Source organism: Pectobacterium actinidiae (assembly GCF_000803315.1).
Classification (GTDB): Bacteria; Pseudomonadota; Gammaproteobacteria; order Enterobacterales; family Enterobacteriaceae; genus Pectobacterium; species Pectobacterium actinidiae.
Window position 1 is genome coordinate 88,666 of the sequence record NZ_JRMH01000002.1, and the last position, 16,301, is coordinate 104,966.

The window sequence follows — 16,301 nt, forward strand, 5'->3', positions numbered from 1 at the left end:
CATTTCTCCAAACGATAAAGTCTGAATGCCTGCGGGTAACCTCTTCCCGGCTAATGACGCCTCTCAGACGGCATCAACCGATTCACCGCGCTCTGTTTACCCCAAACGGTATTACCGATATAGGGCTAATAACTCGTTTACTTTACTACGCCCTAAAATATTACGGCTAATCGTTCTGCGCGCTTTAACAACATACAGCACAGCTTCCTGATACCACTCACGGGTCAGCACAGTGTCATGATTGGAGATCAGCACCGGAATCTTGCTTTCTACTGATAAACGGCGCGCCAATTGCGCCAAACTCTGCTGGTCGGCACGGCTGAAATTATTGGTGTGATAGGCCGTAAAATTCGCGGTAGCAGACAGCGGTGCATAAGGCGGATCGCAATAAATAACCGATCCCTTCTCTGCTTTTTCCAACGTGTCCTGATAATGCTCACAGACGAAAGTGGCATTTTGCGCTTTGAAGGCGAACCAGCGAATTTCTTCTTCAGGAAAATAGGGCTTCTTGTAGCGCCCGAAAGGAACATTGAATTCACCGCGCATGTTGTAACGGCACAGGCCGTTATAGCAGTGGCGATTCAAATAGAGAAACAGCAACGCGCGCCGATAGGCATCGTTGCAAAGATTAAATTCGTCACGCAGCAGATAAAATGTCTCTGACGTGTTGACCTCATCCGTAAAAAGTTTACGGGCGTCGGTAACAAATTCATCTGCATTCGATTTGACGATATTGTAGAGATTAATCAGATCGCTATTAATATCAGCCAGTATGTAGCGATCGTATTCCGTATTCAAAAATACAGAACCCGCGCCAACAAAGGGCTCAATAAGACAGTCTCCTGCGGGTAAATAGCGACGAATTTCTTCTACCAGCGGATATTTACCACCAGCCCATTTTAAAAAAGCGCGGTTCTTCTTCATGCCGTCGTTAGTTACTCATACGTTTCAGAGCCGCGGATTGTACTCTGTGTCAGACAGCACATCAGGGCTAAAATTGGTGTTACTTATTCAAGTCCTGCTTCACCTGGCGGATCGGCTTAACCCATGGTTTTTTCGCTTGTACCTCTGCGGGCAACGCGGCAATCGCCTGTTTCGCTTCCGCAGAAGAAGCATAGACTCCGGTCACTAACACATACCAGGATTTTCCGTCTCGTTTCGTTTCATACACCCACGAATGGGCGAGATTATGTTGTTTCGCGTAGGCTTTCAGCGTATCCGAGCGTGAAGCGCTGCTCAGTTGCAAAGTAAAGTGGCTGGCAGGCGCATTCTGTACAGAGACATTTTGTCCGGCCGCAGCAGGAGTCGCTTTTGCATTAGCGGCAGGTTTGCTTGCTACTGACGCTTTTGGCGCGTTGTTCGCCGCAGGCTTAGTGTTGCTAGCGTGTGCAGGCGTCGTGCTGTGCGTATTTTTAGCGGATGAGGTCGCTGGCGTTTTCCCCGTCGGAGCAACCGTCGCAGGTGCCGTTGGCAACGTCGAATTTCCTGCCACACCCTGAGAGAATTCGCTCACGCGCCCTTGCTGTTGCGACAGCGCATCAGTGATATTGCCCGGCAGCTCAATACGCTGCTGGCCTGCCACTGGCGGCTGAACCTGCGCATCCGTCGGCGTACCAGAAATCGGTGGAGCGCTTAATGTCTGAGGCGACGTCGGCGTTTGAGAAGACACCTGCCCTGGGATTTGCCCATGACTGGCTTCGCCAGACACTGCCGCAGGGCTTTCACCCGGTGAGGAAGGCTGCGCGTTCTGTGTCATGGAGGACGAGGAAGACAGGTCTATATTGCGCTCGCCATTCGCTTGATTCTGCGTCTGTGACGTTTGTGGCTGAGAAGGTGCCTGCAAAGCAGAACCGATACCCACGATCAGCAATACCAACACCACAATCCCGATACCAATCATCAGGTGCTGTCTGGAAAGCGCGAACTTAGGTACCGCGAAGCTGCTGCTTTTCTGTTGACGAGTAGGTCGACGGTCACTGGTATCAGGCTTCAGCTCATCTTCCGGCTTGAACTCATCCATTTAACATCTCCCCACTAAAAAGCTCGAATTCGCCACGCAGTCGCCAAGGCGAATCATTGAATCGTAACGCATTGTATTTTATTAACCATAACCCATCAGGGCGTATCTGTCGTTAATACTTATCTTTCATAACCGATCGTCTTTCATCACCCGATAGCATTACGCATCAGGCAAGGCAATCTGCTATCGAAGCCAACACCATGTCATGCGCTACGCCGCCACGAACTTCTGATTGACCTATTGCCGTTGGCAGCACCAGACGTAACTCGCCCGCCAGCACTTTCTTATCGCGCATCATATGAGGAAGATAGGATTCAGGTGTCATTTGCGTCGGGCCGTTCACTGGCAGGCCAGCGCGAATTAGCAAAGACTTAACTCGCTCAACATCCTCAGCGGAGAACTGCCCAAGACGACGTGCCGTATGCGCAGCCATCACCATGCCTGCCGCCACCGCTTCGCCGTGGAGCCAGTTACCGTAGCCCATTTCTGCTTCAATGGCATGCCCGTAAGTATGGCCCAGGTTGAGCAACGCGCGCATACCGCTTTCACGTTCATCTGCGGCAACCACCGCCGCTTTAATCTCGCAACAGCGACGAATACAGTAAGCCAGCGCGTCATGCTGTAGCGCACGTACGGCTTCAATGTTTTCTTCGAGCCAAAGAAAGAAATCGCGATCCAGAATGATGCCGTATTTAATGACTTCCGCCAGCCCGGATGACAATTCCCGTGCCGGTAAAGATTTCAGGCAGTCCAGATCGATTACGACCGATACGGGCTGGTAGAACGCCCCGATCATGTTTTTACCCAATGGGTGATTGACGGCGGTTTTACCACCGACAGAAGAATCTACCTGCGATAACAGCGTTGTTGGCACCTGAATAAACCGGACGCCACGCTGATAACTGGCCGCGGCAAAACCGGCTAAATCGCCGATGACACCGCCCCCCAAGGCAACAATCGTCGTATCACGACCATGCGGTTTCGCCAACAGCGCGGTAAAAACCTGATCCAATACGGTCAGCGATTTGTGCTGCTCGCCGTCAGGTAAGATAACCTGATCGATATGCACGCCACTGTTTTCCAACACACCACGAACGCGGTCAAGGTAGAGAGGAGCCAACGTCTGGTTCGTCACCAGCATGGCCTGCTCCCCCGCTTTCAACGGCATAAAAGAAGCCGAATCATCAAATAATCCAGCGGCTATCGTAATGGGGTAACTACGTTCCCCAAGTGTTACGGTAATTCTTTCCATGCGCGTTAAACAACCCGTTCAGGATCCGCTCAATGCGGATAAGGTATGCTCTTAGTTACTTTCCAGCATATTGATAATCTGGTTAGCAACGACCTTGGCACTTTGCTCGTCAGTCCGAATGGTCACGTCAGCGATTTCTTCATAAAGCGGATTCCGCTCTTTCGCCAACGCTTCCAATACTTCACGTGGAGGGGTTTCAACCTGAAGTAACGGACGCTTCTTATCACGCTGCGTGCGGGTCAGCTGTTTCTCGATTGTCGTTTCCAAATAAACGACAACGCCGCGCGCGGAAAGACGATTGCGCGTCTCACGTGATTTGACTGAGCCACCGCCTGTCGCCAGTACGATGCCTTGCTTTTCCGTCAATTCATTAATGACTTTCTCTTCACGATCGCGGAAGCCTTCTTCGCCTTCCACATCGAATACCCAGCCCACATCAGCCCCAGTGCGTCGCTCAATTTCTTGATCGGAGTCGAAAAACTCCATATTGAGTTGTTGAGCTAACTGACGGCCAATAGTGCTTTTGCCGGCACCCATAGGCCCAACCAGAAAGATATTGCGTTTCTCTGCCATGTTTTTTGGTATTACTAAGACAATTCGTTAATGATAACCCGCCCCGCCAATCAACCCAGCGGCGGGACCTAAACTGAAACCTCATGAGCGATAGTGCGAGAATCAGACAAAAAATTATCTCAAGACTCAGGGTAGTTTGGCAACCGAATAAAATGTCACACCGACCACAGGGGGTCAATGCAGTATGTTTTATCGACATTTTCGGAGGAACAACACTTCAGTGCTCAATTCGCTAACCCTTGTAAGCTAAATCCGCCGCAGCGTCAAACTCATAAGCGACGAACGTGACAAAATATTGCGCCCAATCCGAATAAAAAACACCGTATGACATCAGAGCCCGCCTGGGTTTACTCACGATGACGCGGGTATCAGCGTCGGCGTAATGAAAATGACCAATTCTCGTCGCGTATGCTGCTGAGTATGGTTTCTGAACAGATGACCAAATACGGGAACCTCACCCAGTAGTGGCACCTGTCTGTCGCTGTTCTTTTTTTGCTGCTGGAAAATGCCGCCTAAAACGATAGTTTCCCCATCAGCGACCGTCACCTGAGTTTGGATTTCCTGTTTGTCGATCGCTAACGCTTCACCATTATCGCCCTGTTTGATCGTCTGCCCCGGCATGTTTTGGCTGATTTTCAGGTTCAGCGTAATCCGTCCGGCACGCAGAATGTCCGGCGTAACTTCCATCCCTAACACCGCTTCTTTGAACTCGATAGACGTCGATCCGCTGGCGCCGCTGGAGACTTGATACGGAATTTCCGTGCCTTGTTTAATACTGGCGGTCTGCTGGTGTGCAGTAAACAAGCGAGGGCTGGCGATAATCTCGACCTGACTTTCCTGTTCCAGCGCCATTAACTCCAGATCCAGCAGGCGACCATTCAATCGCGCCAAATGGAATCCGGCATTGATCGCTGGCGTATCCACAGGCAGGCCAACGTTAAAATTATTCAGCCTAAGCGCCTTGTTTGCCGCGTCTCCTTCTCCCAGCCCCCAGTTCACACCCAGCGCCTGTAGGTGCTCGCTGCTGATGGTGACGATATGCGCCGCCAGTTGTACCTGCGCTAAGGGCAGATCAAGTTCCTTCACCCACGACTCGAGCTGTGCCAGCGCCTCTTCCGTATCGCGAATCAATAAAGTATTCGTCCGTTTATCCACGGTTACGCTGCCACGCGTAGACAGCAGCGTCCCACGTTGAGCCTGAACACTCGTCGCAACGTCAGTGACATCAGCGTATTGCAACGCCACAGAAAGGTTGTGCAACGGCAGTTTCTGCGCCTGCTCCGCTACACGCTCGTCCTGCTCTTTCTGCAAGGCCTGAAGGTGATCGGCCGGGAAAATCATCAGCACGTTGCCGTTACGCTCAGCGCTGAGCTTCCCCATGCGCAAAACAATATCCAGTGCCTGCTGCCAGGGAATATCTGCCAGCCTTAGGCTAAGATTCCCCGTCACGCCCGGTGCGATCACCACATTGAGCTGCTGGTGATCGGCTAATGCCTGTAGCACCCGAGGTATCGGTGAGTCTTCAAACGCCATCGATACCGAACTTTCCGCACTGGACTGAAACGGCGCGGCGAGAAGAAGTAGTCCAATCCACGCCACCACCTGACATAACATCCTCATGTTCATCACTTTCCTTGTTATTGAGATACGCTGTGGTCAAAAGAAATCGGTCAAAAGAGATCTGCTAAAAAACGAATACGCAGCATCAGTCAGACTTCGCCTATTCCTCTGTCTTATTGATAAACGGAGAAACCAGCAGCAGGCTATCCGGCAGGCCATCACAGCCAGCCTCACGCGCTGTTGGGATAAGCTTGGCTCCTGATTTATCCAATTGGCTGACTAGCCAGTATCCTGGGGGAATCGTTTCGCCACTTGTCAGCCTGATCCAACCGACCTCCGGCTGTGCCAGCCAACCAACCCAGCGATCGCCAGAGCCAATCACGCCTTTTAGCTGGCACGGTCGCAATGTCGCAGAGGTCAGACAACGTGCAGCATCCAGAGGCTGAAAAGGGTCGAGGCGTTCTGCGAGCTTTTCTGCCTGCACGCTATGGGGCACGAAGAGCAACATCAATGCGATACAGATCGAGATATGACTCATGGCATTCTCTCCGGCCTGATTAGCAATAGCTCAACCTGTAACCGTGGTATTTCTGACGACGGCTCCGTTGGCACGGCATCAGGCTTTACGGTCAGTTGCGTTATTCGCAGCACATAAGGTAACGCCGTCAGCGCACGAAGCACCTGCAACACACCGGTGTAATCCGCGCTAAATGCCAATTGCCAACGCTCCTGATGCGATCCCCCCACTTGAGGCGGCGCGGGCTGCCAGGATAGAAGCGAAGCCCCTGCCTGTGACAGTGGCTCGACGATAAGCTGCAACAGTTTGTCAGGCTGGAAACGTTCGTCTTGCGTGGTTTTCCCCGCTAATTGCTCGCGTAGCACTGACAGTAAAGGCATCGCATCGAGCTTTTGCTGGACGCCCTGTCTATCCAGACGCGCCTGAACAGTTTGCTCCTCTATGCCAATTACCGTCTGCCGTACCTCACCGATGAGAAACCAACCAGATAGCAGCCCAGCAGCGGCGACAAACACTAGTTGAAGGGCTATCTGCTGCCAGAGCGGTTTATTCGCCAGTCCAGGTTGATTCATCACGACGTCAATCAAGATCGTTTTATTAATCATGGCCTTCCTCCCGCTGGGAAACGTCTGTATCGCGCCAGTTGGCCTGAAAGGAAAAACGCAGCCCAGTATTCACACCACGCTCTCGGGACGTATGCAGCAGTTGTACGCGCTCGACGGAAACATGGCGTAATAACGCGTGCTGTAACGTAATGATATCGTGATAATTTTCACCCAAACCGGAAAGCAGCAGATGCGAACCGCGGTCGACAATTTCTGTCAGCCACAGACGCGCGGGCATCATGCCAGCTAGCTGTTCTAGCAAGTGGAGGTTACGACGATTACCATGCCGGACTATCACCTCGTCGCGTTCCTGCGCCTGATAGCGACGTAGTGTTTCCCGCGCCTGATGCGTTTGTTGATACAGCGCCGTCAGTTGCTGTTTCTGAGCCAGCGCTACATTGAGTTCATCCTGTGCACGTTGCTGTTTGTGCTGCCAAAACAGATAGCTCGCGGCGATAAGGCATAGCATCAACCCCGTCTGTAGCCACAGCAGCCCTAACCAACGACGTGCCCGCTGACGCATCCGGTTTTTGCGCCAGGGTAAAAGATTAATCAGCAGCATAGCCAGGCATCCTCAGGACGCAGTGCCAACCCACCCGCGATCGCAAAAGCCGAAGGGAAACCTGGCAGAGGAGGCTGCATGTGATTAAACACCGTTAACGGCGACCACGTCTGTAATACGTCGGTCTGCTGGCTAGGTAAATCAGGCGAGACGCTAGAGTAATAAGCTATTCCATCGATATCATGCTGATAGCGAGTACTTACTACTGATAAGATATCCGTCTCGTCATTCAGCTCGTCAAGGTGTATCACGCCTGAGTGAAAAGCGTGGTTCAACGGAGAGACCCACAGCCAGCCATCCAACAGGCGATGCAACAACAGGCGGTTAGCTTCAAGCCCAGCTCGCTGCGCCATTGCTCGAAGCGCACACGTTGAAATCTCAAGCACATCAGGATGCAGACCTGCGTTATTCAGACATGCCAGCCATTTATCGACTTCCTGCCGACGTGCGGCGGTTACCAGCAGCGAACCCTGCATCTGCGGGTCTTCCCGATAGTCTATCGCCAGCGATTCGCTGCCGATCGGTAGCTTGCGAGCCGCCATCGTTTCGATGTAGAGGCTGCGCTCCGGCTCCTGTAAACGCTGGTCAGGCAGCGGTAAATGCTGCTGTAAAATCAGTTGAGCAGGAAACCCCACCCGTAGAGAAATGTGTCCAGGCAGTAAACGACGCCATGTACGTAAGGCCTCACAAAGCGCCTCAGTATGGTGTAAACTACCCGAGCGCAACGTATCGTCTGGTAGCGGACATTGCCACCAGTGACGAAGCTGCCAGCCATCGCGGCGGCGTTGAACCGCCAGCGCGCGCATGAAGCCGTTTTGTATATCTACTCCAACCTGCCAGATGTGATAAGCCATGTTCAACCCGATTTCCTTATCCAATAAACATATCCACAGTGCTGGCTTACCTTTATACTAGCGCCCGATTGTTTATAAACTGTCCAAACGCTACTGAATGGAAAATCCCAGGTGAAGTTCGTAAAGTATCTATTCATCCTTGCAGTCTCTTGCATTCTGCTGGGAGCTGCCTCGATATATGGTTTATACCGTTATATCGAACCTCAACTGCCCGATGTCGCCGCGCTGAAAGACGTTCGGCTGCAAACGCCTATGCAGGTCTACAGCGCCGATGGCGAACTGATCGCTCAGTTTGGTGAAAAGCGCCGTATCCCGCTCAAGCTAGACCAGGTTCCCCCTGAGTTGGTACACGCTTTTATCGCGACCGAAGACAGCCGCTTCTATGATCACCACGGTGTCGACCCCGTCGGGATCATCCGTGCCGCCTCTATCGCGCTCACATCGGGTCACGCCTCTCAAGGGGCAAGTACCATTACGCAACAGCTCGCCAGGAATTTCTTCCTGAGCCCAGAGCGCACCCTGATTCGTAAGATCAAGGAAGTGTTTCTCGCTATCCGTATTGAGCAGTTGCTGACCAAGGATGAAATCCTTGAGCTCTATCTGAACAAGATTTACCTCGGCTATCGCGCCTATGGCGTTGGCGCGGCGGCACAGGTTTACTTTGGCCGGCCTGTTGACCAGTTGACGCTGAGCGAAATGGCAATGATCGCCGGTCTGCCGAAGGCGCCATCGACGTTCAACCCGCTCTATTCCTACGACCGTGCCGTTGCTCGTCGCAACGTCGTCCTTGCTCGTATGAAGGATGAAAACTACATCACGCAGTCGCAATACGATGCGGCACGTAACGAAAAGCTGGTCGCGAATTATCACGCACCGGATATTTCGTTCTCCGCCCCGTATGTCGCAGAAATGGCACGACAGGAGATGGTCAAACGCTACGGCGAAGATGCTTATAACGACGGTTATAAGGTCTACACGACGGTCACCAAAAAATTGCAAACCGCTGCACAGGATGCGTTGCGTAATAACATCCTCGCCTATGACATGCGCCACGGTTACCGCGGCCCGAGTAAAGTGCTCTGGAAAGTAGGTGAAGGTGTCTGGGATCAGGCGAAGATGATTGCCGCACTGAAAGCGTTGCCGGTCTACGGCCCGCTCTATCCGGCCATAGTCACCAGCACCACGGCGGACAACGCGATTGCGCTCATGTCTGACGGCAGCAACATTGCCCTGCCGATGTCGGGCATGCGCTGGGCACGTGCATACCGTTCCGATACGCAGCAAGGGCCAACGCCAAAACGCGTCACGGATGTGGTACAGGCAGGCCAGCAGGTTTGGGTACGTAAAGTGAACAATGACTGGTGGCTGGCACAGGTGCCGGACGTCAACTCTGCCATCGTCTCGCTTAACCCGAAAAACGGGGCGATAGAAGCACTGGTTGGCGGTTTTGACTTTAACCACAGCAAATTCAACCGTGCGACTCAGGCACTGCGTCAGATTGGTTCCAACATCAAACCGTTCCTGTACACCGCGGCGATGGACAAAGGTTTAACGCTGGCAACGATTCTGAACGACGTACCGATCACCCGTTGGGATGCCGGTGCAGGCTCTGACTGGCGGCCGAAAAACTCACCGGCAACCTATGATGGTCCAATCCGCTTGCGTCAGGGGCTGGGTCAATCCAAAAACGTAGTGATGGTACGTGCCATGCGTGCAATGGGCGTGGACTATGCGGCGGATTACCTGCAACGCTTCGGTTTCCCGGCGCAGAATATCGTCCATACCGAATCGCTGGCGCTGGGCGCCGCCTCATTTACGCCGCTACAAGTCGTACGTGGTTATGCCGTCATGGCAAACGGCGGCTATCTGGTCGACCCTTATCTGATTAGTAAGATAGAGAGCGAGGCGGGCGGCACGGTGTTTACCGCTACGCCTAAAGTGGTCTGCGATAGCTGTAATCTCCCGCTGGTCTACGGTGAAACACCGCGCTCGCCAGTATTAGCGACCACTAACGTTGAAGATGTTGCCACGTCAAACGAAGCTCCGCCGGTAGGTCTGCCGCAGCCCGAGCTGGAGCCTGTCACGCCAGAAGCTGCACAGCAAAACGCCGCACAACCTTATGCACCACACGTGATCAACACGCCGCTGGCATTCCTGATTAAAGACGCGCTGAACAGCAACGTCTTTGGCGAACCGGGCTGGATGGGTACGGGCTGGCGTGCGGGCCGTGACTTGAAACGTCGTGATATCGGCGGTAAAACCGGTACAACGAACAGTTCCAAAGACGCCTGGTTCTCCGGCTATGGCCCAAATCTGGTGACATCGGTGTGGATTGGCTTCGACGATCACCGTCGCGATCTGGGTGCCAGCAGCGCATCTGGCGTCATCAAAGATCAGATTTCCGGCTATGAAGGCGGGGCGAAATCGGCGCAGCCTGCGTGGGATGATTTCATGAAAGCCGCGCTGGATGGCGTACCGGAACAACCGCTGACGCCGCCGCCCGGCATCGTCAGTGTGGTAATTGACCGCAGCAGCGGCAAGCTGTCTAGCGGTGGCGGAAACAGCCGTTCCGAATACTTCATTGATGGAACGCAGCCGAAAGAATACGAAGTGCATGAAGTCGGCACCACGCTGATGGATAACGGGCAAAGCGAAGAGCTATTCTAGTCGGCGTTCAATGTCGTAACGCAGAAATAAAAAGAAGGTGTCCAGTGTGGCACCTTCTTCTTTTTTTACGCTGATTTTTTGATGACCCTGATACGCTAGACATGAAAATTAGCGGGATGTCCGACGCAGCCAGTCGTGGGATAGAAACAGCGCACTGACGTTACGTGCTTCGCGGAAATCAGGCTCTTGCAACAGCGACATCATGTTATCTACTGGCCAGCGGACCTGCGGCAACGGCTCCGGTTCATCGCCTTCCAGGCTCTGCGGATACAGTCCGCGTGCCACCACGATATTCATCGTGCTGGAAAAATAGGAGGGTGCCATCGTTAACGTCGCCAACAATTCCAGCTTTTCCGCGCCAAAACCGACTTCTTCCATCAGTTCGCGGTTAGCGGCTTCAAAGACCGTTTCGCCGGGATCAATCAACCCTTTGGGAAAACCCAGTTCGTATTCTTCAATGCCGACGGCGTATTCACGGATCAACAGCAGTTCATCATCAATGATCGGGACAACCATCACCGCCTGTCGGCCGCTCGAACGCATCCGTTCATAAACCCGACGAACCCCGTTGCTAAATTCAAGATCGACGGATTCCACATTGAACAAGCGCGAACGCGCTATGGTTTCCACCTTGAGGATTTTAGGTTTTTTCAGGTTATGACTCATTGATGCCCCCAGAGAATTACGACCAGAACGGCACCTTAGCCCAACGTGCATGAGAGGCTGGGTTTATCACAACCTGAACATGACATGCTGTTGAATAAGAAGAGATCGTAAATATTCTTTTTTGATTCTGTTCACATTGTGCGTTAACAGTCACCTTCGCTGCAACTATCGTGACGATGAATTTACGTGTGGGCAACATGAAGAATACATCCGGTATAAGAAATCACCAGCAAAAGTCAATAACTTTAAAAAAATAGGAATATCCTCATTCAAGAGGCGTTTTTGGCTTGTTACTATCATCACCTTATGCGATTAATTCTGCTCACAATTACGTTATTAATCTAAGAAAACAATGCCATACGGGTTATCATCGATTGTATAATTTTGTTAAACTCCCACGAGAACAAGGAGCATTGCGTTTTGGAATGGAGATGACATGAGCACAATATTTACCCTATTGGCGATATTGCTTGCCTGTCTGCTCGTTGTCGGAGGTCTTGTGGCCTACCGTATGCGACACCGTTTCTTATCCACTCCGCCGTTACCCGTTTCGCAATCGCTTCCCCGACGGTTAACTGAAGATGAACGCATCGCCATTGAGCGTTATCTGGCTCAGGAAAACAGTCAGCAAACCACACCGCTTGATACCCCCAATGCGCAGCCCAAACTGCCGCGTTCCCTGCAAAGTAATCGGGTTTACCCCATCACCCATACGATTACGCGCTACGGCCTGAGCACTGATGCTCAGAATAAGTGGCGCTACTATATTGATACACAAGAAATCCATCTGCCTCCCAGTTGGGAACCGTTTATTACCGAAAATAACACCGTCGAACTGATTAAGACGCGCTCGATCCCGCTGGTCATTTCTTTGAATGGACACTCGCTAACCGAGTGTCTCGACGATCGTCCACTCGCCCCGCTGCCGAGTGAAGTCCCGGTTCCGAATGCCTCCATCCGTCAGGAAGACAGTGAGCATGCCGAGTTGGTCACCATCCGCAAGGAAACACGTGAAGAACACGCCATACACCACTCTGGGGGCTTAAAGGAAACGGCCGTGCTCTGCGTGTCTTTTCTACTTTTGTTCATTAGCCTGAATAGCCCTATCGCCCTGCTCCCCTGGCTGATCGGTACCGCATCATTATTAGCAGGCTGGAGCCTGTGGCAGCTTTTCCGATCGCCGTCCACTCAGGAACTGCGCGATGTGCATTGCCTTCATGGCACGCCGCAAGGATTGGGTCTGTTTGGCGAATCCAATCAGGGGCCGCTCGGCAATATCTCGCTCGGGAATATCGATCTGATTTACCCACCGCATTGGCAGCCCTATATCACGCAGGATCTCGGGCGAAAAACAGATGTCGATATCTATCTCAACCGACAAGTCATCCGTCAGGGAGAGCACCTTTCTCTGCATGATGAAGTAAAACATTTTCCGCTACAGCGCTGGAGCAAGAATCTGCTGCTGGCCGTTGGTTCGCTACTCAGCCTGATTTTGCTCGTCACTAACGTGCCGCTTGAACTGCCGCTTAAGCTCAGCCTGGCCTGGCTTCAGGGTGCACAGCGTATTGAGGTCACACAGGTCAGCGATCTGGAAACCGCTCCGCTCCGCATTGGCGACACACTGGCTGTTCAGGGCAACGGCATGTGCTATGTGCCAGCAGGCATTCACCCCGTCTCCGCACCGTCGCCCTATGCGTTCAGCCCTTTCGACTGTTCCGCTATTTACTGGAATAAAGCCGAGCCACTGCCATTACCGGAATCCGAGACGATTGAAAAAGCCTCTGCCTTGCTAAAATCCGTCAACAGTCAACTCCATCCGCAAGCGGACAAAGAAGGTCAGGTTAACTCTCAATTAGCGTCTACGATCCAGAAATCCGGGTTGATTCTGATGAAAAACTTCGCTGAAGTTGTCCTGAGAACACAAGATTTGTGTCGGCAGGAAAACGATTGCTCTCGCCTGAAAAATGCGTTGGTGAACCTGAGCGACGTCAAGAACTGGAGTACGCTGGTAAAAGACGCCAATTCCGGCACGCTGAAAGGCATGAATGTGGTGCTGCCCGCCGTCAGCGCAGAGACGCTGGAGTCATTGGTCAACAGTTCTACCGATCAATTCTTCTATCAGGAAATCAATAACGCGGCAGACTCACTGAACAGCCCACCACCGGGAGGGTTCCTGATTCGCAGTGACGAAGGCCGACAATTCGTTAACCATCCGCTCCCGCCGATGCCGCTGAATGAATATCGTCCATCGGATCAGTGGCAGGAACTCCAGCGGCTTTCCGCGATGCTGTTGCATACGCCGTTTAATGCCACGGGCGTCATCACGCAGCTTAATATCGATGCTAACGGAACCCAGCACATCAGCCTGCACAGCGAACCCGACGTCATTACCGTCTGGCGCTATCTCGGCACTTGCCTGCTGCTACTGCTCTTTTCCGCGACGTTTATCGTTAATGCGGTTCTGACGGGCGTTAAGATGCGTAAAAGCCAGAAGCGAGTGGCCGATATTCAGCGCTATTACGCCTCACGATTTAATATGATGACGAATTCGTTCCCGGATAATCGCCCACTGCTCCCCCGCTAGCGGCATCGTGCCCGCCCTGCGGTTATGCTAACCTAGCGGAATAGTTCCCCGTCACTATTGCATTGCGCGTCTGCTGCATGATTCCCATAGCGCGGCGCGACATCTGGAGTCGTTATGAATCCCCACGTTAACTGGCACGACATCGACACCGTAATACTGGATATGGATGGCACGCTGCTCGATCTGGCGTTTGACAGCTATTTCTGGCTTCAATTGGTGCCGCAGTCGCTCAGTGAAAAACGTCGCATCAGCCTTGAACAGGCGCACCAGCTTATCGAACAGGAGTACCGGGCCGTTCAGCACACGCTAAACTGGTACTGTTTCGATTACTGGTCAGAACGTCTCGACCTGGATATCTATCAAATGACGACGGATATCGGCACGCGAGCCCGATTGCGTGATGACACGACGCCGTTCTTAGCGGCGCTGCGCGAATGCGGCAAAGAGACGATTCTGCTGACCAACGCTCACCCACACAGTCTGGCGGTAAAAATCGAACATACGGGGCTGGATCAGCACCTTGATTTATTACTTTCCACCCATACTTATGGGTATCCGAAAGAGAATCAGCGCTTGTGGCAGGCCGTACAGCAGCAGACCGGCTTCGACCCCGCCAGAACGTTATTCGTGGATGACAGCGAACCGATTCTGGATGCCGCGAAAACGTTCGGCATCCATTACTGTCTGGGCGTACGTAATCCCGACTCCGGCCAGCAGGAAAAGGCATTCCTGCAACATCCGTCAATGAACGACTACCTTGCGCTGCTACCAGCCCTGCGTGACTCCGTTAACGCCGGATAGTGCAGTGGCCTGAGGGGGAAAACACGGCGATGAGGTCCCCGCAGGGACGCCTCGCGCGTGGTCGACCCCAGTATCTCGATTCTTAAACGATCGTCATTAGGGTAATCAGGGGGATTTATGGTGAAAGCTACCGAGCAGGCCGATGACGCCGTTCGTCTGGACAAATGGCTTTGGGCTGCCCGTTTCTATAAAACCCGGGCGATGGCTCGTGAGATGATCGACGGCGGCAAGGTGCACTATAACGGACAACGCGGCAAGCCAAGCAAACAGGTCGAACTGAATGCCGAGATCAAACTGCGTCAGGGCAATGATGAACGCACCGTAGTCATTTTGGCTATCAGCGGCCAGCGTAGAAGCGCAACAGAGGCACAGGCGCTGTATCAGGAAACGGCTACAAGTATTGAGAAACGAGAAAAGCTGGCGCAGGCGCGGAAAATGAATGCGCTGACGATGCCACACCCCGATCGCCGCCCTGATAAAAAAGAGCGACGCGATCTGATTAAATTTAAATACAGCGATCAGGAATAGCACTCCGCCCTTCAGAGAAGACCCCGCGATCGCCGCACCATTCATCGTCGCACCACTACGAGAAAATATTATGGCTCACGACCAACTATACCGTTATCTGTTTGAAAATTATGCCGTTCGTGGCGAGTTGGTGACAGTTAACGAAACATATCAACGTATTTTGACCAACCACGACTACCCGGCTGCGGTACAAACGCTGTTAGGCGAAATGCTGGTTGCCACCAGCCTGCTGACAGCCACGCTGAAATTCAGCGGCGATATTACCGTTCAGCTTCAGGGCGATGGCCCCCTGAAACTGGCGGTGATTAACGGTAATCACCAGCAGCAGATGCGCGGTGTTGCCCGTCTGCAAGGGGATATCGCACCGGAGAGTTCGCTGAAAGAGATGGTTGGCAATGGCTATCTGGTCATAACTATTACGCCGACTGAGGGTGAGCGTTATCAAGGCGTCGTGGGTTTAGAAGGTGAAACCGTTGCTGAATGTCTGGAGAGCTATTTCCAGCAGTCCGAGCAGTTGCCGACACGGCTGTTTATCCGTACGGGACAGCACGAGGGCAAGCAGGCCGCCGCAGGCATGCTGCTTCAGGTATTGCCCGCACAGGATGCCGATCGTAATGATTTTGATCATTTGGCCCAGCTCACTACGACAGTCAAAGCTGACGAGCTGTTTACCCTGCCCGCCACCGAGGTGCTGTATCGCCTTTACCATCAGGAAGAGGTTACCGTGTACGAACCGCAGGATGTCGAGTTTCGCTGTCATTGTTCGCGCGATCGTTGCGCAGATGCATTAATGACGCTGTCCGATCAGGACGTGAATGAGATGATCGAGCAGGACGGTGAAATCGATATGCACTGTGATTATTGCGGTACGCACTACTTGTTTAATTCGCTGGACATCCGCGCTATACGGCACGATTCATCAGGAAATCTGTTGCATTAATTGTTTTAACGGGTACGAAAGTACCCGTTTTATTTTGCTTATTTTCCCATCAGTAAACTGCCGTGATTATTTTTCAAACAGCCTAAATAAGCAAAGTTATTAATGAATTTATTTAATTTTATGATTGCTATCGCGGTTAAAATAAGCTCACTCCCTACAATGTTTAGTAGTA

General features: G+C 52.5%; 15 protein-coding genes. 5 read left to right on the top strand and 10 right to left on the bottom strand.

The window, feature by feature from the left end:
• Positions 1–111: 111 nt before the first annotated feature.
• The 9 genes from dam to pilM all read right to left on the bottom strand — a co-directional run bounded on the left by dam (position 112) and on the right by pilM (position 7,943).
• Positions 112–924 carry an adenine-specific DNA-methyltransferase gene (dam, locus tag KKH3_RS17995; RefSeq protein ID WP_039362847.1) on the bottom strand — a complete coding sequence of 271 codons (813 nt, stop codon included), beginning with the start codon at positions 922–924 and terminating at the stop codon, positions 112–114.
• A gap of 79 nt (positions 925–1,003) precedes the next feature.
• Complete coding sequence (locus KKH3_RS18000; RefSeq protein WP_039362850.1) at positions 1,004–2,020, bottom strand: SPOR domain-containing protein; 1,017 nt, start codon at positions 2,018–2,020, stop codon at positions 1,004–1,006.
• 166 nt (positions 2,021–2,186) lie between these two features.
• A complete protein-coding gene (gene aroB, locus KKH3_RS18005; RefSeq protein ID WP_039362853.1) occupies positions 2,187–3,272 on the bottom strand; it encodes a 3-dehydroquinate synthase in 1,086 nt (361 codons plus the stop codon).
• A 51-nt stretch (positions 3,273–3,323) separates the two neighbouring features.
• Positions 3,324–3,845 (bottom strand): shikimate kinase AroK, encoded by a 522-nt coding sequence (gene aroK, locus KKH3_RS18010; RefSeq protein WP_039362855.1) that lies wholly within the window; start codon positions 3,843–3,845, stop codon positions 3,324–3,326.
• A 351-nt stretch (positions 3,846–4,196) separates the two neighbouring features.
• The gene (gene hofQ / locus KKH3_RS18015; protein WP_080756559.1) at positions 4,197–5,471 is read right to left on the bottom strand and encodes a DNA uptake porin HofQ; all 1,275 of its coding nucleotides are present in this window, start codon (positions 5,469–5,471) and stop codon (positions 4,197–4,199) included.
• A 94-nt stretch (positions 5,472–5,565) separates the two neighbouring features.
• A complete protein-coding gene (locus KKH3_RS18020) occupies positions 5,566–5,943 on the bottom strand; it encodes a DNA utilization family protein (RefSeq protein WP_039362856.1) in 378 nt (125 codons plus the stop codon).
• Complete coding sequence (locus KKH3_RS18025; RefSeq protein ID WP_039362858.1) at positions 5,940–6,527, bottom strand: hypothetical protein; 588 nt, start codon at positions 6,525–6,527, stop codon at positions 5,940–5,942. Before KKH3_RS18025 ends, KKH3_RS18020 begins: the two co-directional genes overlap by 4 nt.
• A complete protein-coding gene (locus KKH3_RS18030) occupies positions 6,520–7,089 on the bottom strand; it encodes a PilN domain-containing protein (RefSeq protein ID WP_039362859.1) in 570 nt (189 codons plus the stop codon). The genes KKH3_RS18025 and KKH3_RS18030 overlap by 8 nt, the downstream gene beginning before the upstream one ends.
• Positions 7,080–7,943: a type IV pilus biogenesis protein PilM gene (gene pilM, locus KKH3_RS18035; RefSeq protein WP_039362862.1), complete on the bottom strand. Its 864-nt coding sequence runs from the start codon at positions 7,941–7,943 to the stop codon at positions 7,080–7,082. The genes KKH3_RS18030 and pilM overlap by 10 nt, the downstream gene beginning before the upstream one ends.
• Positions 7,944–8,054: 111 nt before the next feature.
• Between pilM and mrcA the strand changes: the two genes are divergently transcribed.
• Entirely contained in the window at positions 8,055–10,610 is a 2,556-nt protein-coding gene (gene mrcA, locus KKH3_RS18040) for a peptidoglycan glycosyltransferase/peptidoglycan DD-transpeptidase MrcA (RefSeq protein ID WP_039362864.1), read from the top strand.
• A 108-nt stretch (positions 10,611–10,718) separates the two neighbouring features.
• Here the strand turns inward: mrcA and nudE are convergent, their stop codons facing one another.
• Positions 10,719–11,276 (bottom strand): ADP compounds hydrolase NudE, encoded by a 558-nt coding sequence (gene nudE / locus KKH3_RS18045; protein ID WP_039362866.1) that lies wholly within the window; start codon positions 11,274–11,276, stop codon positions 10,719–10,721.
• A 436-nt stretch (positions 11,277–11,712) separates the two neighbouring features.
• Here nudE and KKH3_RS18050 point away from each other — a divergent pair, with 436 nt between their 5' ends.
• The 4 genes from KKH3_RS18050 to hslO all read left to right on the top strand — a co-directional run bounded on the left by KKH3_RS18050 (position 11,713) and on the right by hslO (position 16,129).
• Complete coding sequence (locus KKH3_RS18050; protein ID WP_039362868.1) at positions 11,713–13,860, top strand: intracellular growth attenuator family protein; 2,148 nt, start codon at positions 11,713–11,715, stop codon at positions 13,858–13,860.
• A gap of 114 nt (positions 13,861–13,974) precedes the next feature.
• On the top strand, positions 13,975–14,661 hold the full coding sequence (gene yrfG, locus KKH3_RS18055; RefSeq protein ID WP_039362870.1) for a GMP/IMP nucleotidase: 687 nt from the start codon (positions 13,975–13,977) through the stop codon (positions 14,659–14,661).
• A 117-nt stretch (positions 14,662–14,778) separates the two neighbouring features.
• Positions 14,779–15,189 carry a ribosome-associated heat shock protein Hsp15 gene (hslR, locus tag KKH3_RS18060; RefSeq protein ID WP_039362872.1) on the top strand — a complete coding sequence of 137 codons (411 nt, stop codon included), beginning with the start codon at positions 14,779–14,781 and terminating at the stop codon, positions 15,187–15,189.
• 70 nt (positions 15,190–15,259) lie between these two features.
• Positions 15,260–16,129, top strand: coding sequence for an Hsp33 family molecular chaperone HslO (gene hslO / locus KKH3_RS18065; protein WP_039362875.1), 870 nt, complete (start codon positions 15,260–15,262; stop codon positions 16,127–16,129).
• The last annotated feature ends 172 nt before the right edge of the window (positions 16,130–16,301 follow it).

Excerpts from the sequence above, each read along its gene's own strand:
- KKH3_RS18020 (WP_039362856.1), bottom strand. The coding sequence starts at position 5,943 with ATGAGTCATATCTCGATCTGTATCGCATTGATGTTGCTCTTCGTGCCC.
- aroB (WP_039362853.1), bottom strand. The coding sequence starts at position 3,272 with ATGGAAAGAATTACCGTAACACTTGGGGAACGTAGTTACCCCATTACG.
- dam (WP_039362847.1), bottom strand. The coding sequence starts at position 924 with ATGAAGAAGAACCGCGCTTTTTTAAAATGGGCTGGTGGTAAATATCCG.
- hofQ (WP_080756559.1), bottom strand. The coding sequence starts at position 5,471 with ATGAACATGAGGATGTTATGTCAGGTGGTGGCGTGGATTGGACTACTT.
- aroK (WP_039362855.1), bottom strand. The coding sequence starts at position 3,845 with ATGGCAGAGAAACGCAATATCTTTCTGGTTGGGCCTATGGGTGCCGGC.
- KKH3_RS18000 (WP_039362850.1), bottom strand. The coding sequence starts at position 2,020 with ATGGATGAGTTCAAGCCGGAAGATGAGCTGAAGCCTGATACCAGTGAC.
- pilM (WP_039362862.1), bottom strand. The coding sequence starts at position 7,943 with ATGGCTTATCACATCTGGCAGGTTGGAGTAGATATACAAAACGGCTTC.
- hslR (WP_039362872.1), top strand. The coding sequence starts at position 14,779 with ATGGTGAAAGCTACCGAGCAGGCCGATGACGCCGTTCGTCTGGACAAA.
- KKH3_RS18050 (WP_039362868.1), top strand. The coding sequence starts at position 11,713 with ATGAGCACAATATTTACCCTATTGGCGATATTGCTTGCCTGTCTGCTC.
- hslO (WP_039362875.1), top strand. The coding sequence starts at position 15,260 with ATGGCTCACGACCAACTATACCGTTATCTGTTTGAAAATTATGCCGTT.
- KKH3_RS18030 (WP_039362859.1), bottom strand. The coding sequence starts at position 7,089 with ATGCTGCTGATTAATCTTTTACCCTGGCGCAAAAACCGGATGCGTCAG.
- nudE (WP_039362866.1), bottom strand. The coding sequence starts at position 11,276 with ATGAGTCATAACCTGAAAAAACCTAAAATCCTCAAGGTGGAAACCATA.
- KKH3_RS18025 (WP_039362858.1), bottom strand. The coding sequence starts at position 6,527 with ATGATTAATAAAACGATCTTGATTGACGTCGTGATGAATCAACCTGGA.
- yrfG (WP_039362870.1), top strand. The coding sequence starts at position 13,975 with ATGAATCCCCACGTTAACTGGCACGACATCGACACCGTAATACTGGAT.